29 protein-coding genes and 3 tRNA genes are annotated in these 25,248 nt (G+C 72.7%); 26 read left to right on the top strand and 6 right to left on the bottom strand.

The window, feature by feature from the left end; translation table 11 throughout:
• Positions 1–107 precede the first annotated feature (107 nt).
• The 14 genes from ACZ4WZ_RS13540 to ACZ4WZ_RS13475 all read left to right on the top strand — a co-directional run bounded on the left by ACZ4WZ_RS13540 (position 108) and on the right by ACZ4WZ_RS13475 (position 12,554).
• On the top strand, positions 108–515 hold the full coding sequence (locus ACZ4WZ_RS13540; RefSeq protein WP_467889242.1) for an NADH-quinone oxidoreductase subunit A: 408 nt from the start codon (positions 108–110) through the stop codon (positions 513–515).
• Positions 506–1,105 (top strand): NADH-quinone oxidoreductase subunit B, encoded by a 600-nt coding sequence (locus tag ACZ4WZ_RS13535; RefSeq protein WP_388934953.1) that lies wholly within the window; start codon positions 506–508, stop codon positions 1,103–1,105. The genes ACZ4WZ_RS13540 and ACZ4WZ_RS13535 overlap by 10 nt, the downstream gene beginning before the upstream one ends.
• Positions 1,102–2,091 (top strand): NADH-quinone oxidoreductase subunit C, encoded by a 990-nt coding sequence (locus ACZ4WZ_RS13530; protein ID WP_467889240.1) that lies wholly within the window; start codon positions 1,102–1,104, stop codon positions 2,089–2,091. Before ACZ4WZ_RS13535 ends, ACZ4WZ_RS13530 begins: the two co-directional genes overlap by 4 nt.
• The gene (locus ACZ4WZ_RS13525; protein WP_467889237.1) at positions 2,088–3,056 is read left to right on the top strand and encodes a complex I subunit 1/NuoH family protein; all 969 of its coding nucleotides are present in this window, start codon (positions 2,088–2,090) and stop codon (positions 3,054–3,056) included. Before ACZ4WZ_RS13530 ends, ACZ4WZ_RS13525 begins: the two co-directional genes overlap by 4 nt.
• Positions 3,056–3,664 carry a NuoI/complex I 23 kDa subunit family protein gene (locus ACZ4WZ_RS13520; protein WP_467889235.1) on the top strand — a complete coding sequence of 203 codons (609 nt, stop codon included), beginning with the start codon at positions 3,056–3,058 and terminating at the stop codon, positions 3,662–3,664. The genes ACZ4WZ_RS13525 and ACZ4WZ_RS13520 overlap by 1 nt, the downstream gene beginning before the upstream one ends.
• A complete protein-coding gene (locus tag ACZ4WZ_RS13515) occupies positions 3,664–4,296 on the top strand; it encodes an NADH-quinone oxidoreductase subunit J family protein (RefSeq protein WP_467889232.1) in 633 nt (210 codons plus the stop codon). Before ACZ4WZ_RS13520 ends, ACZ4WZ_RS13515 begins: the two co-directional genes overlap by 1 nt.
• The gene (gene nuoK / locus ACZ4WZ_RS13510) at positions 4,296–4,664 is read left to right on the top strand and encodes an NADH-quinone oxidoreductase subunit NuoK (RefSeq protein ID WP_467889230.1); all 369 of its coding nucleotides are present in this window, start codon (positions 4,296–4,298) and stop codon (positions 4,662–4,664) included. The genes ACZ4WZ_RS13515 and nuoK overlap by 1 nt, the downstream gene beginning before the upstream one ends.
• A complete protein-coding gene (locus ACZ4WZ_RS13505) occupies positions 4,661–6,664 on the top strand; it encodes an NADH-quinone oxidoreductase subunit 5 family protein (protein WP_467889228.1) in 2,004 nt (667 codons plus the stop codon). Before nuoK ends, ACZ4WZ_RS13505 begins: the two co-directional genes overlap by 4 nt.
• Before the next feature lie 38 nt (positions 6,665–6,702).
• On the top strand, positions 6,703–8,256 hold the full coding sequence (locus tag ACZ4WZ_RS13500; protein ID WP_467889581.1) for a complex I subunit 4 family protein: 1,554 nt from the start codon (positions 6,703–6,705) through the stop codon (positions 8,254–8,256).
• Positions 8,253–9,788: an NADH-quinone oxidoreductase subunit N gene (locus ACZ4WZ_RS13495; protein WP_467889225.1), complete on the top strand. Its 1,536-nt coding sequence runs from the start codon at positions 8,253–8,255 to the stop codon at positions 9,786–9,788. Before ACZ4WZ_RS13500 ends, ACZ4WZ_RS13495 begins: the two co-directional genes overlap by 4 nt.
• 210 nt (positions 9,789–9,998) lie before the next feature.
• Positions 9,999–10,862: a zinc metalloprotease HtpX gene (htpX, locus tag ACZ4WZ_RS13490; protein ID WP_467889223.1), complete on the top strand. Its 864-nt coding sequence runs from the start codon at positions 9,999–10,001 to the stop codon at positions 10,860–10,862.
• Complete coding sequence (locus tag ACZ4WZ_RS13485; RefSeq protein ID WP_467889221.1) at positions 10,859–11,251, top strand: YccF domain-containing protein; 393 nt, start codon at positions 10,859–10,861, stop codon at positions 11,249–11,251. The genes htpX and ACZ4WZ_RS13485 overlap by 4 nt, the downstream gene beginning before the upstream one ends.
• On the top strand, positions 11,248–12,339 hold the full coding sequence (locus ACZ4WZ_RS13480; protein WP_467889218.1) for a barstar family protein: 1,092 nt from the start codon (positions 11,248–11,250) through the stop codon (positions 12,337–12,339). Before ACZ4WZ_RS13485 ends, ACZ4WZ_RS13480 begins: the two co-directional genes overlap by 4 nt.
• Positions 12,340–12,389: 50 nt before the next feature.
• The gene (locus ACZ4WZ_RS13475; RefSeq protein WP_467889215.1) at positions 12,390–12,554 is read left to right on the top strand and encodes a hypothetical protein; all 165 of its coding nucleotides are present in this window, start codon (positions 12,390–12,392) and stop codon (positions 12,552–12,554) included.
• Here ACZ4WZ_RS13475 and ACZ4WZ_RS13470 read toward each other — a convergent pair.
• Together ACZ4WZ_RS13470 and ACZ4WZ_RS13465 are read right to left on the bottom strand one after the other, a co-directional pair.
• The gene (locus ACZ4WZ_RS13470) at positions 12,538–13,773 is read right to left on the bottom strand and encodes an APC family permease (RefSeq protein WP_467889213.1); all 1,236 of its coding nucleotides are present in this window, start codon (positions 13,771–13,773) and stop codon (positions 12,538–12,540) included. The two genes, ACZ4WZ_RS13475 and ACZ4WZ_RS13470, sit on opposite strands and share 17 nt — an antisense overlap.
• Positions 13,774–13,964: 191 nt before the next feature.
• Positions 13,965–14,453 carry a YajQ family cyclic di-GMP-binding protein gene (locus ACZ4WZ_RS13465; protein WP_030030284.1) on the bottom strand — a complete coding sequence of 163 codons (489 nt, stop codon included), beginning with the start codon at positions 14,451–14,453 and terminating at the stop codon, positions 13,965–13,967.
• A 204-nt stretch (positions 14,454–14,657) separates the two neighbouring features.
• On the opposite strand from ACZ4WZ_RS13465, the gene ACZ4WZ_RS13460 reads away from it, so the two are divergent.
• Positions 14,658–14,739: transfer RNA gene (locus ACZ4WZ_RS13460), tRNA-Tyr, on the top strand.
• 177 nt (positions 14,740–14,916) lie between these two features.
• On the opposite strand, the gene ACZ4WZ_RS13455 is transcribed toward ACZ4WZ_RS13460, so the two are convergent.
• A complete protein-coding gene (locus ACZ4WZ_RS13455) occupies positions 14,917–15,420 on the bottom strand; it encodes a hypothetical protein (protein ID WP_467889210.1) in 504 nt (167 codons plus the stop codon).
• Positions 15,421–15,525: 105 nt separating this feature from the next.
• Between ACZ4WZ_RS13455 and ACZ4WZ_RS13450 the strand changes: the two genes are divergently transcribed.
• Positions 15,526–15,966, top strand: a complete 441-nt coding sequence (locus ACZ4WZ_RS13450; protein WP_467889207.1) for a DUF3574 domain-containing protein — start codon at positions 15,526–15,528, stop codon at positions 15,964–15,966.
• Positions 15,967–16,002: 36 nt separating this feature from the next.
• On the opposite strand, the gene ACZ4WZ_RS13445 is transcribed toward ACZ4WZ_RS13450, so the two are convergent.
• Positions 16,003–16,659 (bottom strand): SDR family oxidoreductase, encoded by a 657-nt coding sequence (locus tag ACZ4WZ_RS13445; protein WP_467889204.1) that lies wholly within the window; start codon positions 16,657–16,659, stop codon positions 16,003–16,005.
• A gap of 54 nt (positions 16,660–16,713) precedes the next feature.
• The gene (locus ACZ4WZ_RS13440) at positions 16,714–17,973 is read right to left on the bottom strand and encodes an amidohydrolase family protein (protein ID WP_467889201.1); all 1,260 of its coding nucleotides are present in this window, start codon (positions 17,971–17,973) and stop codon (positions 16,714–16,716) included.
• A gap of 361 nt (positions 17,974–18,334) precedes the next feature.
• Between ACZ4WZ_RS13440 and ACZ4WZ_RS13435 the strand changes: the two genes are divergently transcribed.
• From ACZ4WZ_RS13435 to ACZ4WZ_RS13390, 10 genes are all read left to right on the top strand, one after another.
• Positions 18,335–18,407, top strand: a tRNA-Thr gene (locus ACZ4WZ_RS13435).
• Positions 18,408–18,455: 48 nt separating this feature from the next.
• Positions 18,456–18,528 (top strand) — tRNA-Met (locus ACZ4WZ_RS13430).
• A gap of 88 nt (positions 18,529–18,616) precedes the next feature.
• A complete protein-coding gene (gene rpmG / locus ACZ4WZ_RS13425) occupies positions 18,617–18,781 on the top strand; it encodes a 50S ribosomal protein L33 (RefSeq protein ID WP_007265873.1) in 165 nt (54 codons plus the stop codon).
• A 203-nt stretch (positions 18,782–18,984) separates the two neighbouring features.
• A complete protein-coding gene (locus ACZ4WZ_RS13420) occupies positions 18,985–19,437 on the top strand; it encodes an FAS1-like dehydratase domain-containing protein (protein ID WP_467889199.1) in 453 nt (150 codons plus the stop codon).
• A gap of 1 nt (position 19,438) precedes the next feature.
• Positions 19,439–19,867 (top strand): MaoC family dehydratase, encoded by a 429-nt coding sequence (locus ACZ4WZ_RS13415; protein WP_467889197.1) that lies wholly within the window; start codon positions 19,439–19,441, stop codon positions 19,865–19,867.
• Positions 19,868–19,997: 130 nt separating this feature from the next.
• Positions 19,998–20,579, top strand: a complete 582-nt coding sequence (locus ACZ4WZ_RS13410) for a TetR/AcrR family transcriptional regulator (RefSeq protein ID WP_467889194.1) — start codon at positions 19,998–20,000, stop codon at positions 20,577–20,579.
• A gap of 82 nt (positions 20,580–20,661) precedes the next feature.
• On the top strand, positions 20,662–22,113 hold the full coding sequence (locus tag ACZ4WZ_RS13405) for a DHA2 family efflux MFS transporter permease subunit (protein WP_467889192.1): 1,452 nt from the start codon (positions 20,662–20,664) through the stop codon (positions 22,111–22,113).
• A 22-nt stretch (positions 22,114–22,135) separates the two neighbouring features.
• Entirely contained in the window at positions 22,136–22,534 is a 399-nt protein-coding gene (locus ACZ4WZ_RS13400) for a DUF3291 domain-containing protein (RefSeq protein WP_467889190.1), read from the top strand.
• Positions 22,535–23,635, top strand: a complete 1,101-nt coding sequence (locus tag ACZ4WZ_RS13395; RefSeq protein ID WP_467889188.1) for a UDP-N-acetylmuramate dehydrogenase — start codon at positions 22,535–22,537, stop codon at positions 23,633–23,635.
• A 1-nt stretch (position 23,636) separates the two neighbouring features.
• Complete coding sequence (locus ACZ4WZ_RS13390) at positions 23,637–24,053, top strand: hypothetical protein (protein WP_467889186.1); 417 nt, start codon at positions 23,637–23,639, stop codon at positions 24,051–24,053.
• Here the strand turns inward: ACZ4WZ_RS13390 and ACZ4WZ_RS13385 are convergent.
• Complete coding sequence (locus ACZ4WZ_RS13385) at positions 24,043–25,062, bottom strand: adenosine deaminase (RefSeq protein ID WP_467889185.1); 1,020 nt, start codon at positions 25,060–25,062, stop codon at positions 24,043–24,045. The two genes, ACZ4WZ_RS13390 and ACZ4WZ_RS13385, sit on opposite strands and share 11 nt — an antisense overlap.
• Between the last annotated feature and the right edge of the window lie 186 nt (positions 25,063–25,248).

The following is a 25,248-nucleotide window of genomic DNA, read 5'->3' as shown; positions in this document are numbered from 1 at the left end:
CGCCAGTGAACGGGGGGTAACCCCACCCCGTGCGGCCCAGGCCCTAGACTCCCTGCCGTACCAGATCAACCTGATCGTCGACAGTGGCCGAGGAGCGAGGAACGGACGTGCCCGACCCAACGGTATCGACAGCAGCCGTGATCGCAGCGGACTACTTCCGGAGTTATTCGGTCGTCGGCCTGCTCGCGGTCCTCGGCGTGCTCTTCGTCGCCGTGGCCTTCGGCGCCGGCCGCCTGCTGCGGCCCGTGGTCCCGACCCCCGAGAAGCTGCTGACGTACGAATGCGGAGTGGACCCCGTGGGGGAGGGCTGGGCGCACACCCAGGTCCGCTACTACGTCTACGCCTTCCTCTACGTCGTCTTCGCCGTCGACTCGATCTTCCTCTTCCCGTGGGCGACGGTGTTCGCCGCCGCCGGTTACGGCGCCACGACCCTGGTCGAGATGTTCATCTTCCTGGGCTTCCTGGCCGTCGGCCTGCTCTACGCGTACAAGAAGGGCGTCCTCGAATGGACGTGACACCGGCCGTCACCCCGGAGCCCCAGCCGCTTCCGGAACCGAAGAGGCTGGGAGTGCTCTCCCGCCTCGCCCCGGAGCCCATGAAGGTGGTCCTGAACTGGGGCCGCCGCTACAGCCTGTGGGTCTTCAACTTCGGCCTCGCCTGCTGCGCCATCGAGTTCATCGCCGCGTCGATGGCCCGGCACGACTTCATCCGCCTGGGTGTCATCCCGTTCGCGCCCGGCCCGCGCCAGGCCGACCTGATGATCGTGTCGGGCACGGTGACGGACAAGATGGCCCCGGCCGTCAGGCGCCTGTACGAGCAGATGCCCGAGCCGAAGTACGTCATCTCCTTCGGCGCCTGCTCCAACTGCGGAGGCCCCTACTGGGACTCGTACTCCGTCACCAAGGGCGTGGACCAGATCATTCCGGTCGACGTGTACGTGCCGGGCTGCCCTCCGCGCCCCGAGGCCCTCCTCCAGGGCATCCTCAAGCTCCAGGAGAAGATCGCCCGGGAGTCCCTCGCGGACCGTTACGCGGCAGCGCCCTCCGTCGCCCAGCTCACCAGCGGCCTCGTCACGGCGCCGCCCGCACCGGGAGCCGGCGCGTGAACCTCTACGACTCCCTCCCCGAAGCGGCCGGTACGGTCTTCGGTGCCGAGGCCGTCGCCTCGTCCGCGTACGAGCTCCTCACCGTCGACGTCCCCGTCGGCTCCTGGATCTCCTCGCTGGAGATCGCCCGCGACAAGCTCGGCTGCACCTACTTCGACTGGCTGAGCGCGGTCGACGAGCCCGGTACGGGCTTCCGCGTCTGCGCGCACGTCGTCTCCCTGGAGAACCACCGGGTACGCCGCCTGCTGCTGCGGACGACCGTTCCGCACGCGGCGCCCTCCCTGCCCTCGGCGGTCGCGGTGTACGCGGGCGCGGCCTGGCACGAGCGGGAGACCTTCGAGATGTTCGGGGTCACCTTCACGGACCACCCCAACCTCGTCCACCTCCTGCTCCCCGAGAACTTCGAGGGGCACCCGCTGCGCAAGGACTTCGTCCTGGCGGCGCGCGTCGCCAAGGCGTGGCCCGGGGCCAAGGAGCCGGGCGAGGCCCACGACCCGGACGCGCCCAAGCGCCGCCAGATGCTGCCGCCCGGCGTGCCGGACCCCAACGACTGGGGCCCCCTCAAGGGCCAGCTGCCGCCGGCCCCCGCCCGGCCCGCCCGCACCCCCCGCGCCGCCGGAGCCGGCCCCGCGCGCACCCCGCGCGAGGGCGCCCCGGTGCGCCGCACCCGCTCGGTGGCGGAGGGCTCGGCCACCCAGGCCGAGGCGCCCGACACCCCGGAGACCCCGCGCCCGGTGCGGCGTACCCGCTCGGTGGCGGACGGCTCCGCCAGCCAGGCCACCCCGCCGCCGGGGCCCGAGGGACCCGACACCCCGGAGACCCCGCGCCCGGCCACCCCGCCGGCGGCGAAACCCGGCTCGGACGCGCCCTGGCACAACCCGAAGCCCGCCTTCGAGGAGCTCCCGGCCGCCACCCCGCCGCGGCCGGACCCCGAACCCGGGCCCGAGACCAAGAACGAACCCGACACCAACGGAGGCGACGCGTGAACGACGTCCTCGACGTCGCCCTGCGACTGATCGTCGTCTTCGCCGTCTTCCTCGTGCTCCCGCTCGTCATCGGGCAGACCGAGCACAAGGTCATGGCGCACATGCAGGGCCGCCTCGGCCCCATGTACGCCGGCGGCTTCCACGGCTGGGCCCAGCTCGTCGCCGACGGCGTGAAATTCGCGCAGAAGGAGGACATCGTCCCGGCCAACGCCGACCGGCGGATCTTCCAGCTCGCCCCCGCCGTCGCGCTGCTGCCGTACCTCCTCGTCCTGATCGCCATCCCCATCGGCCCGTGCAGCGGCGGGATCGGCCAGGTCATCGACGCCGGCCTCTTCTACGTGCTCGCCGTCATGGGCGTCGGCGTACTCGGCAGCCTCATGGGCGGCTGGGCCTCCGCCAACAAGTTCTCCCTGCTCGGAGGCCTGCGCACCGCGGCCCAGCTGCTCGCGTACGAACTGCCGATGCTGCTCGCCGCCGCCTCGGTCGCCATGGCCGCCGGGACCGTGTCCCTGCCCGGCATCGTCGGCGCCTTCGAGTGGTGGTGGCTGCCCTGGCAGATCGTCGGCGCGGTCGTCTTCTTCACCGCCGGCCTCGCCGAGCTCCAGCGGCCCCCGTTCGACATGCCCGTCGCCGACTCCGAGATCATCTTCGGCGCGTACACGGAGTACACCGGCCTGCGCTTCGCGCTGTTCCTGCTCGCCGAGTACGCCGGCATCGTCGTCCTGTGCGCCCTCACCACCGTCCTCTTCCTCGGTGGCTGGCACGGCCCCTTCGGCGGTGACGGCCTCGGCTGGTTCTGGACCCTGCTCAAGACCGCCGTCCTCGCCTTCGTCGTCATCTGGCTCCGGGTGAGCTACCCCCGCCTGCGCGAGGACCAGCTCCAGAAGCTCGCCTGGACCGTACTCATCCCCCTCGCGCTCGCCCAGATCGCGCTCACCGGCATCGTGAAGGTGGCGATCCAGTAATGCCCCCGATTCCCGGATCCGGCCTCGCCAAGGGCCTGGCCGTCACCCTGCGCACGATGACCAAGCGCGCGCACACCGCCCAGTACCCCGACGTGCAGCCCGAGCTCCCGCCCCGCAGCCGCGGGGTCATCGGCCTGTTCGAGGAGAACTGCACGGTCTGCATGCTGTGCGCCCGGGAGTGCCCCGACTGGTGCATCTACATCGACTCCCACAAGGAGACGGTGCCGGCCGCCGCCCCCGGCGGCCGCGAGCGCAGCCGCAACGTCCTCGACCGCTTCGCCATCGACTTCTCCCTCTGCATGTACTGCGGCATCTGCATCGAGGTGTGCCCCTTCGACGCCCTCTTCTGGTCGCCGGAGTTCGAGTACGCGGAGACCGACATCCACGAGCTCACCCACGAGCGCGACAAGCTGCGCGAGTGGATGTGGACCGTGCCGGCCCCGCCCGCCCTGGACCCGGCGGCGGAGGAGCCCAAGGAGATCGCCGCCGCCCGCAAGGCCGTCGAGAAGGCCGAAGCCACCGCGGCGGCGGCCGCCGCCGCTGCCCGGGCCGCAGCGGCCCCGCCGGCCGACGGCACCCCCGACACCCCTGCGGGAGGCACCGCCTGATGTACCCCGCCCACCTCGCCGCGGCCGCGGCCGCCGCCCCCGTGCCCGGCCCCGGCTTCCTCTCGCCGACCGGCGTCGAGATCGCCTTCCTCCTCGTCGGCCTCGCCACCCTCGGCGCGGCCGTCATCACGGTCACCACCAAGCAGCTCGTGCACGCCGCCCTCTGGCTGGTCGTCGCGCTCGGCGGGATCGCCGTCGAGTACCTGCTGCTGACCGCCGAGTTCATCGCCTGGGTCCAGGTCCTGATCTACCTCGGCTCCGTGGTCGTCCTCCTCCTCTTCGGGCTGATGCTCACCAAGGCCCCCATCGGCCGCTCCCCGGACGCCGACTCCGGCAACCGCTGGGTCGCGCTCGGCGTCGCCGGCACCGCCGGGGCCGCGCTCGTCTGGGTGGTCGTCGACGCCTTCCGCACCACCTGGATCAACCTCGACGGACCCGCCCAGGGCTCCACCAAGGTCTCCGGAGAGATCCTCTTCCAGCACTGGGTGCTGCCCTTCGAGGCGCTCTCCGTCCTCCTCCTCGCCGCCCTGATCGGTGCCATCGTGCTCTCCCGGCGCACCACGCCCGCCGAGGACGCCGCCGATGCCGCCGACGCCGCCGCCCGCGCGGGCGGACAGGAGGAACAGCGCTGATGCACCTCGCCTACCCCGCGGTCCTCGCCACCCTGCTCTTCGCCACCGGCCTCTACGGAGTCCTCGCCCGCCGCAACGCCATCCTCGTCCTGATGTCCGTCGAGCTGATGCTCAACGCCGTCAACCTCAACCTGGTGGCCTTCGACGTGTGGCTGCGCGACACCCTCCACGCCGGCCAGGCCCTCACCCTCTTCACGATCGCCATCGCCGCCGCCGAGATCGGCATCGGACTCGCCATCGTGCTGATGGTGTACCGCAACCGGGGCACCTCGGACGTCGACAGACTGCGCGACACCGCCGAGGGCCACGAGCCCGGCCGACCCGATGACACCGCTGCCATCACTGCCCGGCCGGAGGTCGCCGCGTGAGCACCACGACCCTCGCGGTCCTCGTCCCCCTGCTCCCCTTCCTCGGCGCGGTCGCCGGCCTGCTACTGGGCCGCACCGCACCCGGCTTCGTCAAGCCGCTCGCCGTCCTGCCGGCACTGGCCGCCGCCGTCCTCGCCGTCCTCGTCGCAGTCCGCCACGGAGGCGGCCCGGCCATCGACGCCGCGACCGAGCTCACCCCGACCGGCTCCGTGCCGATCGAGCTGTCGCTCCACCTGGACGGCTTCGCCGTACTGGTCGCCGCCCTCGTCGGCGTCGTCGCCACCTGCGTACAGCTCTACTCGACGGCGTACCTCCGCGAGGACCCGCGCTATCCCTCCTACGCCGCTCTGGTCTCCCTGTTCACCTCCGCCATGCTGCTCGTCGTCTACTCCGGCGACCTGATGGTGCTGCTGGTCGGCTGGGAGATCATGGGCATCTGCTCGTACTTCCTCGTCGGCCACTACTGGGAGACCGAGGCGGCCCGCTCCGCCTCCCTCAAGGCCTTCCTCGTCACCAAGCTCGGCGACGTCCCCTTCCTCATCGGCCTGTTCGCGCTCGCCGCCGACGCCGGCTCCTTCCGGATCACCAAGATCCTCGGCACCGTCGCCGCGGGCGGGCTCGACCACCCGACGCTCATCGCGCTGCTCCTGCTCGCGGGCGTGGCCGGCAAGTCCGCGCAGTTCCCGCTGCACACCTGGCTCCCCGACGCCATGGCCGGCCCCACCCCGGTCTCCGCGCTGATCCACGCCGCGACGATGGTCGCCGCCGGTGTCTACTTCATCGCCCGCCTCCTGCCGGTCTTCGCGGCCTCCCGGGCCGCACTGGTGGTCATGGCCGTCATGGCCGCCGTCACGATGGTCGGCTCCGCCCTCGCCGCCCTCGCCCAGGACGACATCAAGCGCGTACTCGCCTACTCCACGGTCGGCCAGCTCGGCTACATGACCGGCGCCCTGGCCGTGGGCGACCGCGGCGCCGCCGTCTTCCACCTCCTGTCCCACGGCGCCTTCAAGGCGCTCCTCTTCCTCGGCGCGGGCGTCATCATCCACGCCGCCGGGACGAACTCCCTGGCCGCCATGTCCCGTACGGACGGCCTGGCCAAGCGCATCCCCGACGCCTTCTGGACGATGACGATCGCGCTGCTCGCGCTCGCCGCCATCCCGCCCTTCGCCGGCTTCTTCTCCAAGGAAGCCGTCCTCGTCGCCGCCGAGCACACCGCCGGCGGACACTCCGACCTCGCTCCCGGCGCGGCCGGCTGGATCGTCCTCGTCGCGGGCGTACTGACCGCCCTGCTCACCGCCGCCTACGCCACCCGGCTGTGGCTGATGGCCTTCCGCGGCCGTGGCACGGCCGTCCCCGACCACGGCAGGGAACCCGTCGCCATGACCGGCGTGCTGTGGCTGCTGGCCGTCCCCTCGGTCGCCTTCGGCCTCGCCGCCGGCCCCCTCGCGGACTGGTTCGACGGCGTGGAACTCACCCCGTCCGTCACCACCTCGGTCCTCGGTACGGGCGCCGCCCTCATCGGCGTGGTGCTCACCTACGGCCTCTGGCAGCGCGCCGTCGCCCGCGCCGCCGCCGGGATCCGCAACGGAGCCGCCGTTCCCGCGTCCGTCGCCGCCGCCGAATCCGCCGCCGAGACCCCCGAGGTGGCCGAGGTGGCCCACGACCACCCCACCGTGCCGGCCGCCCCCGCCGCCGACCCCGGACGGGCCCTACTCGGCCCGCTGCACCGCCACGCCGCCGACGGCTTCCACCTCGACGCCGTCTACGACCGGCTCTTCGTCCGCCCCACCCGGGCGGCCGCGGGCCTGGTCCGCTTCCTGGACCGCGAGGTCGTCGACACGTACGTCCGCGGCGCGGGCACCGGCCCCCGGCTGCTCGGCAGCCTCGTACGCCGGGCCCAGACCGGCAACGTACAGAGCTACCTGAGCGCCCTGCTCGCCGGCGCCGTGGTCCTGGCCATCGCCACCGCCGTCCTCGCCAACGTCAACGCCGGATCGTGAGCCGAGAGTCAGCCGTGATCGATATCAGCCCGTCCGTGATGCAGTTCCTTCTGGCGTTCATCGTGGCCGCACCGCTCCTCGGCGCGGTCGCGGCCCTCCTGCCGGCCCCGCCCGGACTCAAGGGCAGGAGCCCCGGACAAGCCGTGCTCCGCCACGGCGTCACCGTCACCGGAGTCATCCTCGCCGCGGCCGTCGCCCTCACCCTGGGCTTCGACCACGACGACCCGTCCCGCTTCCAGGCGACGACGGACATCAGCTGGATCCAGGCGCTGAACATCCGGATCCACCTCGGCATCGACGGCATCTCGCTCCCCCTCCTCCTGATGACCGCGCTGCTGTTCTTCCTCTGCGCGGTGTACAGCTACTTCAAGCTCCCCGAAGGCCCCTCCCCGAAGGCCTTCGTCGCACTGCTCCTCGTACTCGAGTCCGGCACCCTCGCGACCTTCGCCGTACTCGACCTGATGCTCTTCTTCCTCGCCTTCGAGATGGTCCTCATCCCGATGTACTTCCTCATCGCCCGCTGGGGCGGTGCTCAGCGGCAGGCCGCCGCCTGGAAGTTCATCCTCTACACCCTCCTCGGCTCCGTGGTCATGCTGCTCGGGCTGCTGCTGATCGGCCTGAACAGCGGCACTTTCGACATGGTGGCACTCGCCTCTGACAACGGGCGCGGACTGAGCCGCACCACCCAGCTCCTGGCCGTACTCGCCATCGGCACCGGCCTCGCGGTGAAGACCCCGATGTGGCCGCTGCACTCCTGGCTGCCCGACGCCCACACCGCCGCCCCCACCGTCGGCTCCGTGCTGCTCGCCGGCGTCATGCTGAAGATGGGCACCTACGGGTTCGTCCGCATCCTGCTGCCCGTCACCCCCGACGGAATGCACACCTTCGCGCCCTACCTCGGCGCCTTCGCCGCCGTCGGCATCGTCTACGGATCCCTCGCCTGCCTCGCGCTGACCCGCAAGAACGGCAAGGGCGACCTCAAGCGCCTCATCGCGTACTCCTCCGTCGGACACATGGGCTTCGTCCTCCTCGGCATCGCGACCATGACCCCCACCGGAGTCAACGGCGCGCTCTTCGCCAACATCGCCCACGGCCTGATCACCGGCCTCCTCTTCTTCCTCGTCGGCGCCCTCAAGGACCGCTACGGCAGCAGCGACCTCGACACCCTCGCCGGAGCCACCGGCGCCGCCCTCTACGGCCGCGCCCCCCGCCTCGGCGCGCTCCTCGCCTTCGCCGCCGTCGCCTCCCTCGGCCTGCCCGGCCTGGCCGGCTTCTGGGGCGAGATGCTGGCCCTCTTCGGCGCCTTCGACCCGGCCGAAGGCCTCTCCCGCCCGGCCTTCCTCACCTACACGGCCGTCGGCGCGTTCGGCACCCTGCTCACCGCCGCCTACCTGCTGATCGTCGTACGACGCGTCTGCATGGGCGACCCGAAGACCGCCCCCGGAACCACCCTCGCCGACGTACAGCGCTACGAGTTCGCGGCCTGGACCCCGCTCGTCGCCCTCACCGTCCTCGCCGGCCTGTGGCCGGCCCTCCTCCTCGGCCTCACCGACCCGGCCGTACAGAAGCTCCTCGCAGGAGGCAACGCATGACGGCCACGACGGTCCTCGCCGCCGACACCCCCAGCCTCGTCCAGTCCGTCGACTGGCTCGCGATCTCGCCCGTGGTCATCGCCGCCACGGTCGCCGTGCTCGTCCTGGTCGCCGACCTCTTCGTGCCGGAGGCCCGCAAGCCGGTCCTCGGCTGGATCTCCGTGGCCGGCCTGGCCGCCGCGACCGCCGTCCTGCTCCCGCTGCGCGCCGGTGACCGCAGCACCTTCTGCCTCACCACCGACCCGGCCGCGTGCAGCTACACCGCCGACCACTTCACGCTCGTCGTGCAGTTCCTGGTGCTGGCCGGGGCCCTGGTCACCGCGCTGATGTCGGTCACCGCCGTCCGCGAGGCACGCACCCCGGCCGGCGAGTACTGGTTCCTGCTGCTGTCGTCCGCCGCCGGCGCCGCCCTGCTGCCCGCCTCCCGCGACCTCGCCACCCTGATCGTCGCCCTCGAAGTGGCCTCCCTGCCCGCGTTCGCCCTCGTCGGCATGCGCCGCGGCGACCGGCTCTCCTCCGAGGCCGCCCTCAAGTTCTTCCTGTCCTCGGTCACCGCCACCGCCGTCTCCCTGATGGGCGTCAGCTTCGTCTACGCCGCCACCGGCTCCCTGCACCTCTCGCAGGTCGCGGGCCGGCTCGAAGAGGTGCCCGGGCAGCTCGACACCCTCGCCATGGCGGGCGTCGCGCTCACCCTCGTCGGCTTCGCCTTCAAGACCGCCGCCGTCCCCTTCCACTTCTGGGTCCCCGACACCTACGTCGGCGCCCCGCTGCCCGTCGCCGCGTACCTCTCGGTGATCGGCAAGGCCGTCGGCTTCACCGGCCTCATCCTCGTCACGGTGATCGCCTTCCCCGCGTACTCCGACATCTGGGGTCCGGCGCTGGCCGTCCTCGCCGCGCTCACCATGACCCTCGGCAACGCCGCGGCCCTGCGCCAGTCCGCCGACCGCGCCCACAGCGCCGTACGCCTCCTCGCCTGGTCCTCCGTCGGCCAGGCCGGCTACCTGCTGGTCCCGATCGCCGCGGCCGCGTACACCGACCGCGACCAGATCGGCTCCACCGTCGCCTACGCGCTGATGTACGCGGCCGTGAACCTCGGCGCCTTCGCCGTGGCCGCCCTGGTGGCCCGGACGAAGCCGCTGCACCGGATCAGCGACTACCGCGGCCTGTACGCGGAGCGGCCCGCCGCCGCCCTCTCGATGGCCTTCTTCCTGCTCTGCCTGGCCGGCCTGCCGCCGGGCATCATCGGCCTCTTCGCCAAGGTCGCCGTCTTCCGGTCGGCCGTGGACGCCGGCCTGGGCTGGCTGGCCGTGGTCATGGCGGTCAACGTCGTCGTCGCCCTGTACTACTACCTGCGCTGGACCGCGCTCCTGTTCCGCACCGCCGAGCCCGCCGAGGGCGCACCCCCCGCCCGTACGAAGGCCCCCTGGCCCGTCGCGGCCGCGATCGCCCTCACCGCCGCCACCGCCCTGGTCCTCTCGGGCGCCCCGCAGCTCGTCCTGCGCTTCGCCTCCGGCACCCTCTTCCCGCTGTAGCCCGCCCGGACGCGCCCTGACGTACGCGCTCACCCGTACGGAGCAACGCCCGCCGCCGCCCCCCGGCCCGTGCCGCCGGGGCGGCGGCCCCGTCGCGCCCTGGGAACCACACGCCGCCACCTCGCGTTGACCAGGAAGGGAGGGTCCACTGGACCGAAGTCCCGCAGATCCACGACGGGCTCCCCTGCCGCACCACTTGGAGGGCGTACCGTGCACCGCCGACACAACGGGCTGAAGACCGCCGTACTCCTCGGTGGGCTGTCCGCGCTCATCATCCTCATCGGAAGCCTCTTCGGGCGGGGCGGCCTGATCATCGCCGTCCTCGTCGCCCTGGGGACGAACGCCTACGCGTACTGGAACAGCGACAAGCTGGCTCTACGCGCGATGCGCGCCCGCCCCGTCAGCGAGTTCGAGGCCCCCGCGCTGTACCGCATGGTGCGCGAGCTCTCCACGTCCGCGCGCCAGCCCATGCCCCGCCTCTACATCTCCCCGACCGAGGCCCCCAACGCCTTCGCGACGGGCCGCAACCCGCGCAACGCCGCGGTCTGCTGCACCGAGGGCATCCTGCGCATACTCGACGAGCGCGAGCTGCGCGGGGTGATCGGGCACGAGCTGAGCCACGTCTACAACCGCGACATCCTGATCTCCTCGGTCGCCGGAGCCCTCGCCTCCGTGATCATGTTCCTGGTGAACTTCGCCTGGCTGATCCCGATCGGCCGTTCCAACGACGACGAGGGCCCGGGCCTCCTCGGCATGCTGCTCATCATGATCCTCGGCCCACTGGCCGCCTCCGTGATCCAGCTGGCCATCAGCCGCTCGCGCGAGTACGAGGCCGACGCCTCGGGAGCCCAGCTCACCGGAGACCCGCTCGCCCTGGCCGGCGCCCTGCGCAAGCTCGACGCCGGCACCAAGCGGCTCCCCCTGCCCCCCGAGCCCCGCCTGGAGACGGCGAGCCACATGATGATCGCCAACCCCTTCCGCCCAGGCCAGGGGCTCTCCAGGATGTTCTCGACACACCCTCCGATGGCCGAGCGCATCGCCCGGCTCGAACAGATGGCAGGCCACAGCCGATGAAAACCGTCCTGGACGTCATCTGGCTCATACTCAGCGGGATCTGGCTCTTCGTCGGATACTGCGTGGCGGGCCTGATCCTCTGTGTCACGGTCATCGGCATCCCCTTCGGGATCGCCGCCTTCCGCATCGCCGTCTACGCCCTCTGGCCCTTCGGCTACACCACGGTCGAACGCCGCGACGCGGGCGCACCGTCCTGCGTCGGCAACGTCCTGTGGCTGGTCCTGGCCGGCTGGTGGCTGGCCATCGGCCACGTCGTCACCGGCATCGCGCTCTGCGTCACGATCATCGGCATCCCGTTCGGCATCGCCAACTTCAAGATGGTCCCGCTCTCCCTGCTCCCCCTGGGCCGTGAAATCGTCCCCACGGACGCCCCGTTCGCTTCCCGGTGACGGCGGGCACGCGCTTCGCCCTGTGGGGCGAGGACGAGGACCACGAGGACGAGCAGCTGTGGGCGCTGTGCGAGGAGGCGGAGAACCTCTTCGCCGACCCGCCGGAGCCGGTGCGCAGGAGGTACGAGCTGCTCGGCTGCGCCTTCGAGGGAGCTGTGCCGTCCGCCCTGGGCTTCCTGATCCTGGAGCCGCTGGACAGGAACGGCGAGGCCCTGTGGGAGTGGTACCTGGAGGGCGCCCGCGTCCTCGCCGCCCGCCCCTGCGCCCGCGACCTGTCACGACGGGACGTGACCATCGAGGCCGTACGCTCCGACGGCCAGCCCGATTACCCGCAGCGGGTCGCCCTCTCGGTGGGCTTCCGCCTCTCGGACGCCCAGGACCGGCTCCTGGGGCACTTCCGGGACCTCGCCGAGATCCTGCCCGTCGAGGAGCCGTCGCCGCACTCCGTCCGCCTCCTCGGGTGCTCCGTGCGCGGGCCGCTGCTGGAGGTGCTGGAGGGACGGGAGGAGCGGCCGCTCGGCTACCGTCACCTCGACGCGCTGGATGGCGCGGGGGAGGTCCTCGCCACGGCCGGATACCCGCACGTCGTCGACTGGCAGCCCTCTCCGCGCGGGCCGGGGCTGTACGACCTGACGGTGCACATGGACCCGCAGCCAACCGTCGTCGCCGAGATCTGGCAGCTGTGGCGCGAGGGCCGTCCGGCCGTCCCCAACCTGTGGGCGCGGTTCGACGGCGCGGGCCGGGCCCGCTGGCTGGACCCGGCACTGGGCCACCGGACGGGTCCGGACCGGCCGGCCGGGCGGACCTACCACCTTGACGGGCGCCACGTCACCGACGCGGAAGGCTTCTTCTGCGCCCTCGGCGAGGCGGTCAACGGGCCGGGCGGCTACTTCGGGCGCTGCCTGAACGGCGTCTCGGACGCCCTGTGCGGCGGGTTCGGAGCCAGGGGCCCGTTCACCCTCGTCTGGCACGACCACGGGGTCGCGCGTCGCTGCCTGGGCCCGCAACCCCTGACCGGGTACCCCGCCACCTTCCAGGAACTCCTGGGCTTCTTCCGTGACAAGGGCATCGAAGTCGTCCTCGCCTGAGTTTTCCACAGGCCCGGGCGGCTGTCAGTGGAGTGCGGCACCCTGAACGCATGAACGAGACCGAGCAGTTGCTGAAGCAAGCCGCCGGCCGCGCAGGCACCGCCGCGCGCGAGGACGAGACCACCCGGACGGCGCCCCCGTCCCCGGCGGGGACCGTCCGGGCCGGGCCCATGAGGGGAGCCGGCCCGCCGCCCCCGCTCATACCCCGGACCTGAACCGGCCGCGTACTCCATAGACCAGCACGCCCAGCGCCAGCACCGCCGCGCCCGAAACCGCAGACGCCAGCGGCAGCGTGCAGGCCAGCACCACACAGCCGGACAGCCCGACCGCCGCCACGGCCCGGTCCTTGACACCTGAACCGAGAGTCCACGCAGAGGCGTTCGCGATCGCGTAGTAGACCAGCACCCCGAAGGAGGAGAAACCGATCGCGCCCCGCAGATCGGCGGTGGCCGCGAGCACCGCCACGACCGCACCCACCGCCAGCTCCGCGCGGTGCGGCACCTGATGCCGGGGATGTACGGCCGCCAGCGCGCGCGGCAGATGACCGTCCCGGGCCATCGCCAGGGCCGTGCGCGACACCCCGAGTACGAGGGCCAGCAGAGCGCCCAGCGCGGCCAGCGCCGCGCCCGCCCGGACGACGGGGGACAGTCCGGGCCGGCCGGCCGCGCCCACCGCATCGGCCAGCGGAGCCGCCGACGCCGCCAGACCGCCGCTGCCGAGCACCGACAGGGCCGCCATCGCCACGGCGGCGTACACGAGCAGGGCGATCCCCAGCGCGAGCGGCACCGCGCGCGGGATCGTGCGCCGCGGATCACGCACCTCCTCGCCCAGGGTGGTGATCCGGGCGTAGCCCGCGAAGGCGAAGAACAGCAGACCCGCGCCCTGCAACAGCCCGGCGGCACCCCAGTCCCCGCCGGCCAGAGCACCGGAATCGGCCGCGTCGGAGGTCAGGCACACCACGACGACCCCGGCCAGCACCGCCAGCACCGCCGCCACGATCAGCCGCGCGATCCGGGCGGACCTCTGCACCCCGCCGTAGCTCGCCGCGGTCAGCGCCACCACCGCCGCGACGGCCACGGCGTGCTGCCGCCCGGGCCACACGTACGCCCCGACGGTCAGTGCCATCGCCGCGCAGGAGGCCGTCTTGCCGACGACGAAGGCCCAGCCGGCCAGGTACCCCCAGAAGGCGCCGAGCCGCTCACGGCCGTAGACGTACGTCCCGCCGGAGGCCGGATACCGGGCGGCCAGCAACGCCGAGGAGCGGGCGTTGCAGTACGCCACCAGCGCCGCCACCGCGAGGGCGGCGAGGAGACCCCCGCCCGCCGCGCGTGCCGCCGGCCCGAGGGCGGCGAAGATCCCGGCGCCGACCATGGCGCCCAGTCCGACGACGACGGCGTCGGGCACCCCCAGGCTGCGCTTCAGCTCGTTGTCCACGGGCGGAGGTTAGCGGGGCAGGGCAACGGGACCGGGTCCAGGGGCCCCGCCGAGGGACCCACCTCGCGCGCTCCCGGCCGGGCGCCCCTGACGAAGGGCACAACGCGGGCGGCCGCCGGCCTGCCCGGCGATCCGCCCCCGTTGTGCCCCACGGGTCCGCCTCAGAGGCGCGCCCGCGCCTCAGCGGTGGTTCAGCGGTAGTTCACGAACTGGATCGCGAAGTCCAGGTCCTTGCCCTTGAGGAGGGCCTGGACGGCCTGGAGGTCGTCACGGCTCTTGGAGCTGACGCGCAGCTCGTCGCCCTGGACCTGGGCCTTGACGCCCTTGGGGCCCTCGTCACGGATGATCTTCGCGACCTTCTTGGCGTTCTCCTGGGAGATGCCCTCCTCGATCGTCGCGAAGATCTTGTACTCCTTGCCGGACAGCTGCGGCTCGCCGGCGTCCAGCGCCTTCAGCGAGATACCGCGCTTGACCAGCTTGGTCTCGAACACGTCGAGGACCGCCTTGACGCGCTCCTCGGAGTTCGCCTCCATGAGGATCTTCTCGCCGGACCAGGCGATGGTGGCGCCGGTGCCCTTGAAGTCGTAGCGCTGCGAGAGTTCCTTGGCGGCCTGGTTGAGGGCGTTGTCGACCTCCTGCCGCTCGACCTTCGAGACGATGTCGAAACTGGAGTCGGCCATGTGCTGTGGCTCCTTGAAGTCGGCTGCGATGTGCCCCGGAGGGCCGCGGCCGGACATCCCCGGACCGCTCCGCAAAGCCTAGCCACCACGCCCACGTGGGGCGCTGATCAATCCGGTGGCGAACCACCCCCGAGCATCGGGTATCGTTTACGTCGTTGCCAGGGAACAACGCCGCAAGGCGGGGGATCCGAGGCGACATCCCATGGCGGTGTGCCCGAGTGGCCAATGGGAGCGGACTGTAAATCCGTCGGCTTAGCCTACCCAGGTTCGAATCCTGGCGCCGCCACGCGAGTGGAACCCCCGTTCATCTGCGGAAACGCAGTGGCGGGGGTTTCTTCGCATACCCCCGCGCGCACCCGCGCCGACGACCCACACCGGCCCCATACCGCCCGCGCCGAGCCGTGCCGAGCCGTGCCGAACCGTGCCGAACCGTGCCGAACCGTGCCGTGCCGCGCCTCGGACGCTAGGGCGCGGTGACCGTCAGGTGGTAGGTCGTGTCGATCCAGAAGCCGTTCGTCGCCGCCGCCTCGATCTCCAGGACGAACTGGCCCGGCGGCAGGGGTTCAAGGGCGCACCACAGCCCCCAGGCGACCTGCGGTACGCCCCTCACGGGAAAGGGCTTCGAGGAGAACTCGCGCAGCCTCAGGGGAGAGCTGTTCAGGGCCGCCGAGGCCCGGGTCGCCTCCAGGCGGCACGGCTTCGTCAGGAACGGCACCGCCGCCCGCCTGGTGCTCAGCACCGGGAAGAACAGCGGCCGGGCCGACGGGACGCTGCACCGGCGCACCACCCGGCCCCCGTAGGTCCCCGCGAGGAACCACAGGTCCCGGGGCTGACGCCACCCGGCGTACGCGCCCGTCGTGTCCCCCACCGGGCTCTCCTCGTCCGGCGCGGACAGGGCCCACCGCCACCACCGGGCCGAGAGCCGGCCGCCCTGCGCCGTACCGACGCGCCACTCGCCATCGCCCATGCCCCACCCCGGAACCCGTACGGCCGCCCCCTGCGGCCGATTCCGGGGTGACCCTATCGGCCCCCCGTCACGCACCGAAGCGGGCGGCCGGTCGTTCCCCGGGGCATGACATGGACTTCGGACGGACGCGGCAAGGCCCGGGGCGGCGTCCTGCTCGCCCTGCTCGGCGCCGGCATCCCGGCCCTCGTGGGGGCAGCGCTGCACAGCCACACGGGGGAGCCCTACCGGGAGACCCGGCTGTACTTCGGCACCCAGCGCCCCGACGGCGGGGAGCCCGTCGGCAAGGCGGAGTTCACCCGGTTCCTGGACCGCGAGGTAACCCCCGCCTTCCCCGAAGGGCTGACCCTGCGGGACGGGTACGGCCAGTGGCGCGGCGACGACGGCGCCATCGTCCGAGGGACCTCCTACGAGGTCGTGCTGCTCTACCCCCGGAAGGAGGCGGACGAGCGGGGCGCCCGCGTCGAACGGATCCGGCAGCAGTACGAGACGCGGTTCCGGCAGCACTCCGTCGGGCGCTCCGACACCGAGGTCCAGTCCGGCTTCTGACGGCCGGTCGCAGGCTCTGGCCGCCCGCACACCGCCTCAGTTGCCCGCCACGTCCTTCACCGCCACCGAGACCGGCGCCGAGCCGGAGACGAGCTCCAGCGTCAGCCCCGCCGTCGCCGGAGTCTCGACCAGCTCCGCGAGCACCGCCGCCACGTCGTCGCGGGGGACGGGGCCCCGGCCGGTGTGGGCCTCCAGCCGGACCAACCCCGTACCGGGGTCGTCCGTCAGCTGCCCCGGGCGCAGCACCGTCCACTCCAGCCCCAGCCGGGTCTGGAGGTGGGCATCGGCATCGCCCTTCGCGCGCAGGTACACGTCGAAGACCTCGTCGCCCTCGTGGCGCGGGTCGGCGCCCATCGTGGAGACCATCAGGAAGCGGCGTACCCGGGCCCGTTCGGCGGCGTCGGCGAACAGCACCGCCGCGCCGCGGTCCACGGTGTCCTTGCGCGCCGCACCACTGCCGGGACCCGCCCCGGCGGCGAACACCGCCACGTCCGCGCCCTGCAGGATCCCCGCCACGTGCTCGACCGACGCCGACTCCAGGTCGCACAGCACCGGTTCGGCACCGGCCTCCCGCAGGTCGTCGCCCTGCTCCGGATCACGGATGATGCCCGCGACCTCGTACCCGCGCGCGGCGAGCAGGCGCTCCAGCCGCAGCGCGATCCGACCGTGTCCACCCGCGATGACGATGCGCATGTCCCGACCGTACGACGAGCCGGGCGCGCCCGCCCGCGAACACCCGGCAAACGGTCAGGGCCCCGGCTCCGTACGGCCCTGCCGGGGCAGATCCAGGGCCACCGCGACCGCCGAGTCGCAGTACTCCCGCACCGCACTCGTACGGGCTACCACCCGCCCCCGGTGGATCACGATGCGGCTGTACGCCAGCGACAGCACCCCGGCGATCCGGTCCCCGCGCACGGCGAGCAGCTCCGCCGGGAAGCCCGCCTCCACCCGTACCTCCGGCAGCCCCATGGCCTCCCGGGCGGCGGTGCTGACCGCCTCGTAGGCCTCGCCCGCGCGGAGTCCGCCCTGGGAGGCCAGCAGGTACGCGGCTTCGAGCGGGTCGCCCCGGCCGACCGGGTTCCCGGCGTCCCGCAGGGCTCCGCTGCCGGCCGCGACGCGGACCCCGGCCGAGCGCAGGAGGCGGACGGGAGCGGTGCGCAGCCCGCGGCGTTCCAGGGCCGCGCAGTCGCCCTGGGGCAGGCAGGTCACGCGTACGCCGGCCGCGGCGAGCCCGTCGGCGGCGCGGGTGGCCGAGTCCAGCGGCAGCCGGGACAGCCCGCCGCAGGGGCCGACGGTCACTCCGGGCCGCAGCCCCCCGGCCATGGCCGCGAGCCGGGCCAGCCGGCCCGGGTCGTCACCGTCGGTGTGCAGGTCCACGGGGCAGCCGTGTTCCGCGGCCAGCTCCAGGACCGCCTCCAGGAAGCCCGTCGGGTCGGGGTCGAGGTCGGGGCAGCCGCCGATCACCGAGGCCCCCATCTTGACGGCGTCGCGCAGCATGGCGAGCCCGTCCGCACCGGCCACCCCCGTCAGGAGCCGGGGAACGGCGACGGTGGTCAGGTCGGCGAGCCCGCGCAGCGAGCGGCGGGCCTGGAGCACCGCCTCCATGGGGCCCAGTCCGTGCACGTCGCCGATCCGGACGTGGGAGCGCACGGCGGTCGCCCCGTGGCCGAGCTGGAGCAGCGCCGCCTCGGTGGCGCGGCGCTGCACCTCGTCCGGGGTGTACGACACCGGACCCTCGCCGTCGGCGGTCAGCGCGGTGTCCCCGTGCGCGTGCGGTTCGGCGGGGGCGGGCAGGAGCAGGTACCCGCGGAGGTCGACCCGGGACAGGGCGGGGGCGGGCAGGCTGCCGGCGGTGCCGACGGCCTGGATGCGGCCGCCGCTGAGCCGGACGTCGACGGTACGGCCGTCGGTCAGCCGGGCCCCGGTGAGCAGCAGCCCCGTGGCCTCGGGGACGGGGCCGCCGACGGGATTGCGCGGGGAGGGCTGCTGCGGCTGGCTGTCGGACATCGCGCTCCTGCGGTGGCTCGGGCGGTTCCTGTGCCGTGGCCGCAGCCGGCGGCCCAAGATCACGCAGCGTGCTCAGAGCCTAGGGCGCGGGGGTCCCGGGTTCGCGGAGGAGCGCAATAGTCGTACCGGTGTGGTGCCCGCCAGCCCTGGTGGCGGCGGTCCGGACCCCGGCAGGCGCGGGAGGGCGGGGGAGAGTGCGGGACGAGGGTTCCGGAATGTGACTCCGGGCACATTCGGGCCGGAAAGTGGGCCGGGAGAGGCCCGGGAGCCGCGTGGAATGGCGGGGGCGGAGGCTTCCGAGCCCAGTCCCCCCAAAGGATTTGGGCGAACGGCTGGCAACCGTGTAATGTCTTCATCGCTCGCCCCAATAGCTCAGTCGGTAGAGCGTCTCCATGGTAAGGAGAAGGTCTGCGGTTCGATTCCGCATTGGGGCTCTGGTGAGAGAGGTTCCCCACCCTCGGGTGGGGAACGGATCTCATCAAAGCGGCGTAGCTCAGTCGGTAGAGCAAGCGGCTCATAATCGCTGTGTCACCGGTTCAAGTCCGGTCGCCGCTACACCCAGTAGCCGATTGCGGGGTCGGTCTCCCGATCGGCTACTCTTTTATGCGTTCATCCGTCCCATAGTCCGTCAAGGAGCACTCACGTGGCTGCCACCGACGTCCGCCCGAAGATCACGCTGGCCTGCGTGGAGTGCAAGGAGCGGAACTACATCACCAAGAAGAACCGGCGTAACAACCCGGACCGCATGGAGATGAAGAAGCACTGCCCGCGCTGCAACTCGCACACCGCGCACCGCGAGACCCGCTAGTCACTGGCGAAGTCTCAATATAGGCACCGTCATGAGGTCGTCCCCTTCAATGGGGGGCGGCCTTGTGTCGTTTCCGCACCAGGTCTTGATCAGGTGCGCGGTACGCCGGACCGGGGGCGGTCGGCGTGCTCGATACGTGTCGCCTTCACACGTGCCCTTCAAACGCCCCGTCAACGTGTCCCTGCAACAGGAGGCAGTGAGCCATGGCCCTCGATCAGACCTTCGTGGGGCGGACCTACCCGCCCACCGATCCGTACGAGGTCGGCCGGGAGAAGATCCGCGAATTCGCGGTCGCGGTGGGTGACGAGAATCCCGTCTACACCGACCCCGAAGCCGCCAAGGCGTTCGGTCACCAGGATGTGATCGCCCCGCCGACCTTCGTGTTCGCCATCACCTTCGCGGCGGCGGGCAAGGTCATCGAGGACCCCCAGCTGGGGCTGGACTACAGCCGCGTCGTGCACGGCGACCAGAAGTTCGCGTACGTCCGCCCCGTGCGGGCGGGTGACCGGCTCACCGTGACCTCCACCATCGAGGCCGTGAAGTCTCTCGCCGGCAACGACATCATCGACATCCGCGGCGAAGTCCACGACGAGTCCGGCGAGCACGTCGTGACCGCGTGGACCAAGCTCGTGTCCCGCGCCCCCGAGGAGGCCTGAGATGGCCGCGCAGATCCACTACGCCGACGTCGAGGTCGGCACCGAACTCCCGGCGGCGTCCTTCCCCGTGACGCGCGCCACCCTGGTCCGCTACGCCGGCGCCTCGGGTGACTTCAACCCGATCCACTGGAACGAGAAGTTCGCCAAGGAGGTCGGCCTGCCGGACGTGATCGCGCACGGCATGTTCACCATGGCCGAGGCGATCCGCGTCGTCACCGACTGGGTGGGCGACCCGGGCGCGGTCGTCGAGTACGGCGTCCGCTTCACCAGGCCGGTCGTGGTCCCGAACGACGACCAGGGCGCGCTGATCGAGGTCACCGCGAAGGTCGCCGCCAAGCTGGAGGACAACCGCGTCCGGGTCGACCTGACCGCGATGAGCGCGGGCCAGAAGGTCCTGGGCATGTCCCGCGCGGTGGTCAAGCTCGCCTGAGGCCGGAGCGGGCGGGGGGCCGGGGCGCGTCGGCGCCTGCCGATCGGCCCCCGCCCCCCACCCGAGCCCCGTCCCGCCGAAGCCGCACCACCGCTTGACCTAGTTAGTGATTGAGTACTAACTTATAAGCATGGTCAGGATGAGTGCGGACGAGAGGCGTGAGAGCGTCATTCGCGCGGCGATCCACGAGTTCGCGCGCGGTGGTTACTACGGGACCTCCACCGAGGCGATCGCCAAGCGGGTCGGGGTGTCGCAGCCGTACCTCTTCCGGCTGTTCCCCGGCAAGCAGGCCATCTTCCTCGCGGCGGCCGCCCGCTGCATGGAGCGGACCCGGGAGGTCTTCGCCCAGGCGGCCGAGGGGCTCGGGGGCGCGGAGGCCCTGCGGGCCATGGCCGACGCCTATCAGCGGCACATCACCGAAGACCCGCAGGTCGTCCAGATGCAGCTCCAGACGTACGTCACCGTCGCCGCCGCCGAGGCGGCGGGCGACCGGGAGTTCGGGGAGCTGGTACGGGCCGGCTGGCTGGAGCTGTGGGACACCGTGCAGGTGCCGCTCGGCGGGGACGTCAAGGAGACGACCGGCTTCATGGCCTACGGAATGCTCATCAACACCCTCACCGCGATGGGTTTCCCGCCCGGTCACCGCATCTGGGAGGGGTTCCACTCCTGCGAGCGGGACGAGGAGCGGCCCGGGGTGCTCCCCGAGGCGTAGTGCCGCCCGGCGCGGCTGCGCCGTCTCTTTCTGCCCATGAAAGTTAGTCAGCAATAACTAACAACAATCCTCAGGGGGAACCGTGACCCAGCAAGCCGCCGAGACGAAGCTACGCGGCCCCGCCGTCTGGGCCCTCGTGCTCACCGGGGCCGCCAGCTTCATGGCCGCCCTCGACAACCTCGTCGTCACCACCGCCCTCCCCGCGATCCGCGCCGACCTCGGCGGCGGGCTGGAGGACCTCGAGTGGACGGTGAACGCCTACACGCTCACCTTCGCCGTCCTGCTGATGTTCGGCTCCGCGCTCGGCGACCGCTTCGGCCGGCGGCGGCTGTTCATCGCCGGTCTCGTGGTCTTCACCGGCGCCTCCGCCGCAGCCGCCCTCTCGCCCGGGATCGACCAGCTCATCGCCGCCCGCGCCGTCCAGGGCGTGGGAGCGGCGGTGATGATGCCGCTCAGCCTCACCCTGCTCACGGCCGCCGTCCCGGCCGCGCGGCGGGGCATGGCCCTGGGGATCTACGGAGCCGTGAGCGGGCTGGCCGTCGCCGGCGGCCCCCTCGTCGGAGGCAGCCTCACCGAGCACATCTCCTGGCAGTGGATCTTCTGGCTCAACGTCCCCATCGGCCTCGCCCTGATCCCGCTCGCCCGGCTGCGCCTCGCCGAGTCCTCCGTCGCGCACGCCCGCCTCGACTTCCCGGGCACCCTCCTGATCAGCGGCGGCCTCTTCGGCATCGTCTACGGCCTGGTCAACGCCAACGCCCACGGCTGGACCAGCGCCCCCGTCCTGACCGCCCTGATCGGGGGCGGCGCCCTCGTCGCGGGCTTCGTCGGGCACGGCTTCCGGAGCGCGGACCCCGTGCTCCCCATGCGGCTCTTCCGCGACCGCGGCTTCTTCGGGATCAACTTCGCCGGCCTGCTGATGTACCTGGGCATGTTCGGGTCGATCTTCCTGCTCAGCCAGTTCCTCCAGGGCGTCGCCGGCTACTCGCCCACCCAGGCCGGCCTGCGCATGCTCCCCTGGACCGGGATGGCGGTCCTCGTCGCGCCGGTCGCGGGGATGCTGTCCGACCGGATCGGCGGCCGGCCCGTCGTCGTGGCCGGGCTGGCCCTGCAGGCGCTCGGGCTCGGCTGGTTCGCGGTGATCCTGAGCACGGACGTCTCGTACGCCGCCCAGCTCCCGGCACTGGTCCTCAGCGGCATCGGCATGGCGCTGTACTTCGCGCCCGCCGGCCACGTGCTCATGTCCACCGTCGCCCCCGCCGACCAGGGCAGGGCCTCCGGCGCCAACAGCGCCCTGCGCGAGGTCGGCGGCGCCCTCGGGGTGGCGGTCCTGGCCTCCGTCTTCGCCGCCCGGGGCGGTTACGAGACCCCGCGGGCCTTCACCGACGGCACCGTCCCCGCCCTGTGGATCGGCGCCACCGCGGTGGCCCTGGCCGCCGTGCTCGCCCTGCTGCTGCCGCGCCGTGCGAAGGCCGCCCCCGCCGCCGCCCCGGCATCCGTCACCGTCCCCGCCCCGGCCCCCGTACGGGCCGGCTGATCCGCGCGAAGGAGACCCCGTCATGCCCGACATCCCCTGGTTCACGCCCACCCAGGCGGCCCCCGACGCCGAGGTCTACGTCATGGCCTCCCGGTTCGAGACCGCCACCCTCTCCGGCGCCCTCAGGTTCTTCCTCAAGTCGCCCGGCATCGTCCGCCAGATCCGCAAGGCCCCCGGCGCCCACGGCGTGGCCCTCCGCGCCCGCCTCCTCGGCCGCACCTTCCTCACCCTCTCCGCCTGGGAGGACCGGGACGCGCTGTACCGCTTCACCGGCAGCGAGCCGCACCGCTCCAGTTCCCGCGCGGCCAGCGCGTACATGAAGGAATCCGCCTTCACCTTCTGGACCGTCCCCGCCTCGGAGCTGCCCGTCACCTGGGCCGAGGCCGAGCGCCGTCTGGCGGAGGGGGAGCAGGGCCACTGAGTGCCCCGCCGGAACGCGAGGGGGACGGACCGTACTCTTGTCCACGTGCAGGAACTCCACGACGCCCCCCTCGCCCCGCTGACCACCTTCCGCCTCGGCGGCCCCGCGGCCCGGCTGGTCACCGCGACCACCGACGCCGAGGTGATCGAAACCGTCCGTGCCGCGGACGAGAGCGGCACCCCGCTCCTGGTCATCGGCGGCGGCAGCAACCTGGTCATCGGTGACCGGGGCTTCGCCGGCACTGCCCTGCGCATCGCCACCACCGGCTTCACCCTCGAAGGCAGCACGCTGGAACTGGCGGCCGGCGAGAACTGGAGCGACGCCGTCGCCCGCACCGTCGAGGCCGGACTCGCCGGCATCGAGTGCCTGGCCGGAATCCCAGGCTCGGCCGGCGCCACCCCGATCCAGAACGTCGGGGCGTACGGCCAGGAGGTCTGCGACACCATCACCGAGGTCGTCGCCTATGACCGCACCACCGGTGAGACCGTCACCCTGAGCGCCGCCGAATGCGCCTTCCGGTACCGCAACAGCACCTTCAAGGACCAGCCCGACCGCTACGTCGTGCTGCGCGTGCGGTTCGCCCTGGAGGACGCCGGCGGCCTCTCCGCGCCGATCAAGTACCCCGAGACGGCCCGCGCCCTCGGCGTCGAGGCCGGCGACCGCGTCCCGGCCGCCCGAGCCCGCGAGACCGTCCTGCGCCTGCGCGCGGGCAAGGGCATGGTCCTGGACCCCGCCGACCACGACACCTGGTCCGCCGGCTCCTTCTTCCACAACCCGATCCTGACCGACGAGGCCTACGCCGCCTTCCTGGCCCGCGTCCAGGACCGCCTCGGCGCCGACACCGCCCCGCCCGCCTACCCGGCCGGCGAGGGCCGTACGAAGACCAGCGCGGCCTGGCTGATCGACAAGGCCGGCTTCACCAAGGGCTACGGCAGCGGCCCCGCCCGCATCTCCACCAAGCACACCCTCGCCCTCACCAACCGGGGCGGGGCCACCACCGAGGACCTGCTGACCCTCGCCCGGGAGGTCGTCGCGGGCGTCCACGCGGCCTTCGGCGTCACCCTCGTCAACGAGCCGGTGACGGTCGGCGTCAGCATCTGACATGCACTGCCCCCAGCACGGGGCCGGTACGGACCCCACACGACTGGTGGGGCGCGAGATCCGCCGGGTCGTCGCGTCCTGGCACATCTGCGAGGGCGAGCGCTCCGAGGCTCCGCTCGACGTCTGGCTGATCGACAGCGCCGACGAATGCACCCGCATCACCACCGGGTCGGACCAGTGCCTCATCGTCGAGTGCGCGGAGCCCCACGAGCCGTACGACCTGGGCGAATGGGGCCGCGTCGAGGTCGGCGAGGACCTCGGCGAGCACCCCTTCCTGCGCCACCTCGGCCAGACCGTCGAATCGGTCGCCGAGTTCGCGCTGCCCGAGCAGGGGCGCACCCACCTGGAGATCGGCTTCCCCGACGGCCACCGGGTACGGGCCGACTGCCACGAAGGGGACCTGCGGCTCACCCGTTGAGCCAGTGCCCGATCCCGTCCAGCAGCTTGTTCTTGACCTCCTCAGGCGCGGCCGACCCGCGCACCGACTGGCGGGCCAGCTCGGCGAGCTCCGCGTCCGTGAAGGCGTGGTGGCGGCGGGCGATCTCGTACTGGGCCGCGAGCCGGGACCCGAAGAGCAGCGGGTCGTCCGCGCCCAGCGCCATCGGCACCCCGGCCTCGAAGAGGGTGCGCAGCGGCACGTCCTCGGGCCGTTCGTAGACCCCGAGCGCCACGTTGGAGGCGGGGCAGACCTCGCAGGTGACCTGCCGGTCGGCGAGCCGCTTCAGCAGCCGGGGATCCTCGGCGGCGCGTACGCCGTGCCCGATGCGGGCGGCGTGCAGGTCGTCGAGGCAGTCGCGGACGGAGGCCGGGCCGGTCAGCTCGCCGCCGTGCGGGGCCGCGAGCAGGCCGCCGTCGCGGGCGATGGCGAAGGCCCGGTCGAAGTCGCGGGCCATGCCGCGGCGCTCGTCGTTGGAGAGCCCGAAGCCGACGATGCCGCGGTCGGCGTAGCGGACGGCGAGGCGGGCGAGGGTGCGGGCGTCGAGGGGGTGCTTCATGCGGTTGGCGGCGATGAGGACCCGCATGCCGAGACCGGTCTCGCGGGAGGCGCGGTCGACGGCGTCGAGGATGACCTCGACGGCCGGGATCATCCCGCCGAGGAGGGGCGCGTAGGAGGTGGGGTCGACCTGGATCTCCAGCCAGCCGCTGCCGTCCCGTACGTCCTCCTCGGCCGCTTCGCGGACCAGCCGCTGGATGTCCTCGGGCTCGCGCAGGCAGCTGCGGGCGGCGTCGTAGAGCCGCTGGAAACGGAACCAGCCGCGTTCGTCGGTGGCCCGCAGCTTGGGCGGCTCCCCGGCGGTCAGGGCGTCGGGAAGGCGTACGCCGTACTTGTCGGCGAGCTCCAGCAGGGTCGACGGGCGCATCGAGCCCGTGAAGTGCAGGTGGAGGTGGGCCTTCGGCAGAAGCGTGAGATCGCGTACGTGCTCCATCCGGTGATCCTGCCGTACCGCGGCGCCCGGCGGGAGGGGGTTTTGCCTTTCGGGGGCTTGCCCGAACGCGCGAACGGGGCTCCGGTGCCGCGGAAACGCCTGGGCGGGGGGGGGGGGGGGGGGGGGGGGGGGGGAGCGGGGGGGGGGGGGGGGGGGGGGGGGGGGGGGGGGGGGGGGGGGGGGGGG

The organism is Streptomyces sp. NPDC029122, from assembly GCF_055569445.1.
The sequence above is the reverse complement of the archived record's forward strand: the minus strand, read 5'-3'. Positions and strand labels throughout refer to the sequence as shown.

Bases quoted from the DNA above. Each gene is read 5' to 3' on its own strand.
- ACZ4WZ_RS13535 (WP_388934953.1), top strand. From the start codon at position 506: ATGGACGTGACACCGGCCGTCACCCCGGAGCCCCAGCCGCTTCCGGAA.
- ACZ4WZ_RS13520 (WP_467889235.1), top strand. From the start codon at position 3,056: ATGCCCCCGATTCCCGGATCCGGCCTCGCCAAGGGCCTGGCCGTCACC.
- ACZ4WZ_RS13515 (WP_467889232.1), top strand. From the start codon at position 3,664: ATGTACCCCGCCCACCTCGCCGCGGCCGCGGCCGCCGCCCCCGTGCCC.
- nuoK (WP_467889230.1), top strand. From the start codon at position 4,296: ATGCACCTCGCCTACCCCGCGGTCCTCGCCACCCTGCTCTTCGCCACC.
- ACZ4WZ_RS13500 (WP_467889581.1), top strand. From the start codon at position 6,703: ATGCAGTTCCTTCTGGCGTTCATCGTGGCCGCACCGCTCCTCGGCGCG.
- ACZ4WZ_RS13495 (WP_467889225.1), top strand. From the start codon at position 8,253: ATGACGGCCACGACGGTCCTCGCCGCCGACACCCCCAGCCTCGTCCAG.
- ACZ4WZ_RS13485 (WP_467889221.1), top strand. From the start codon at position 10,859: ATGAAAACCGTCCTGGACGTCATCTGGCTCATACTCAGCGGGATCTGG.
- ACZ4WZ_RS13475 (WP_467889215.1), top strand. From the start codon at position 12,390: ATGAACGAGACCGAGCAGTTGCTGAAGCAAGCCGCCGGCCGCGCAGGC.
- ACZ4WZ_RS13465 (WP_030030284.1), bottom strand. From the start codon at position 14,453: ATGGCCGACTCCAGTTTCGACATCGTCTCGAAGGTCGAGCGGCAGGAG.
- ACZ4WZ_RS13455 (WP_467889210.1), bottom strand. From the start codon at position 15,420: ATGGGCGATGGCGAGTGGCGCGTCGGTACGGCGCAGGGCGGCCGGCTC.
- ACZ4WZ_RS13450 (WP_467889207.1), top strand. From the start codon at position 15,526: ATGACATGGACTTCGGACGGACGCGGCAAGGCCCGGGGCGGCGTCCTG.
- ACZ4WZ_RS13445 (WP_467889204.1), bottom strand. From the start codon at position 16,659: ATGCGCATCGTCATCGCGGGTGGACACGGTCGGATCGCGCTGCGGCTG.
- ACZ4WZ_RS13440 (WP_467889201.1), bottom strand. From the start codon at position 17,973: ATGTCCGACAGCCAGCCGCAGCAGCCCTCCCCGCGCAATCCCGTCGGC.
- ACZ4WZ_RS13420 (WP_467889199.1), top strand. From the start codon at position 18,985: ATGGCCCTCGATCAGACCTTCGTGGGGCGGACCTACCCGCCCACCGAT.
- ACZ4WZ_RS13415 (WP_467889197.1), top strand. From the start codon at position 19,439: ATGGCCGCGCAGATCCACTACGCCGACGTCGAGGTCGGCACCGAACTC.
- ACZ4WZ_RS13410 (WP_467889194.1), top strand. From the start codon at position 19,998: ATGGTCAGGATGAGTGCGGACGAGAGGCGTGAGAGCGTCATTCGCGCG.
- ACZ4WZ_RS13400 (WP_467889190.1), top strand. From the start codon at position 22,136: ATGCCCGACATCCCCTGGTTCACGCCCACCCAGGCGGCCCCCGACGCC.
- ACZ4WZ_RS13390 (WP_467889186.1), top strand. From the start codon at position 23,637: ATGCACTGCCCCCAGCACGGGGCCGGTACGGACCCCACACGACTGGTG.
- ACZ4WZ_RS13385 (WP_467889185.1), bottom strand. From the start codon at position 25,062: ATGGAGCACGTACGCGATCTCACGCTTCTGCCGAAGGCCCACCTCCAC.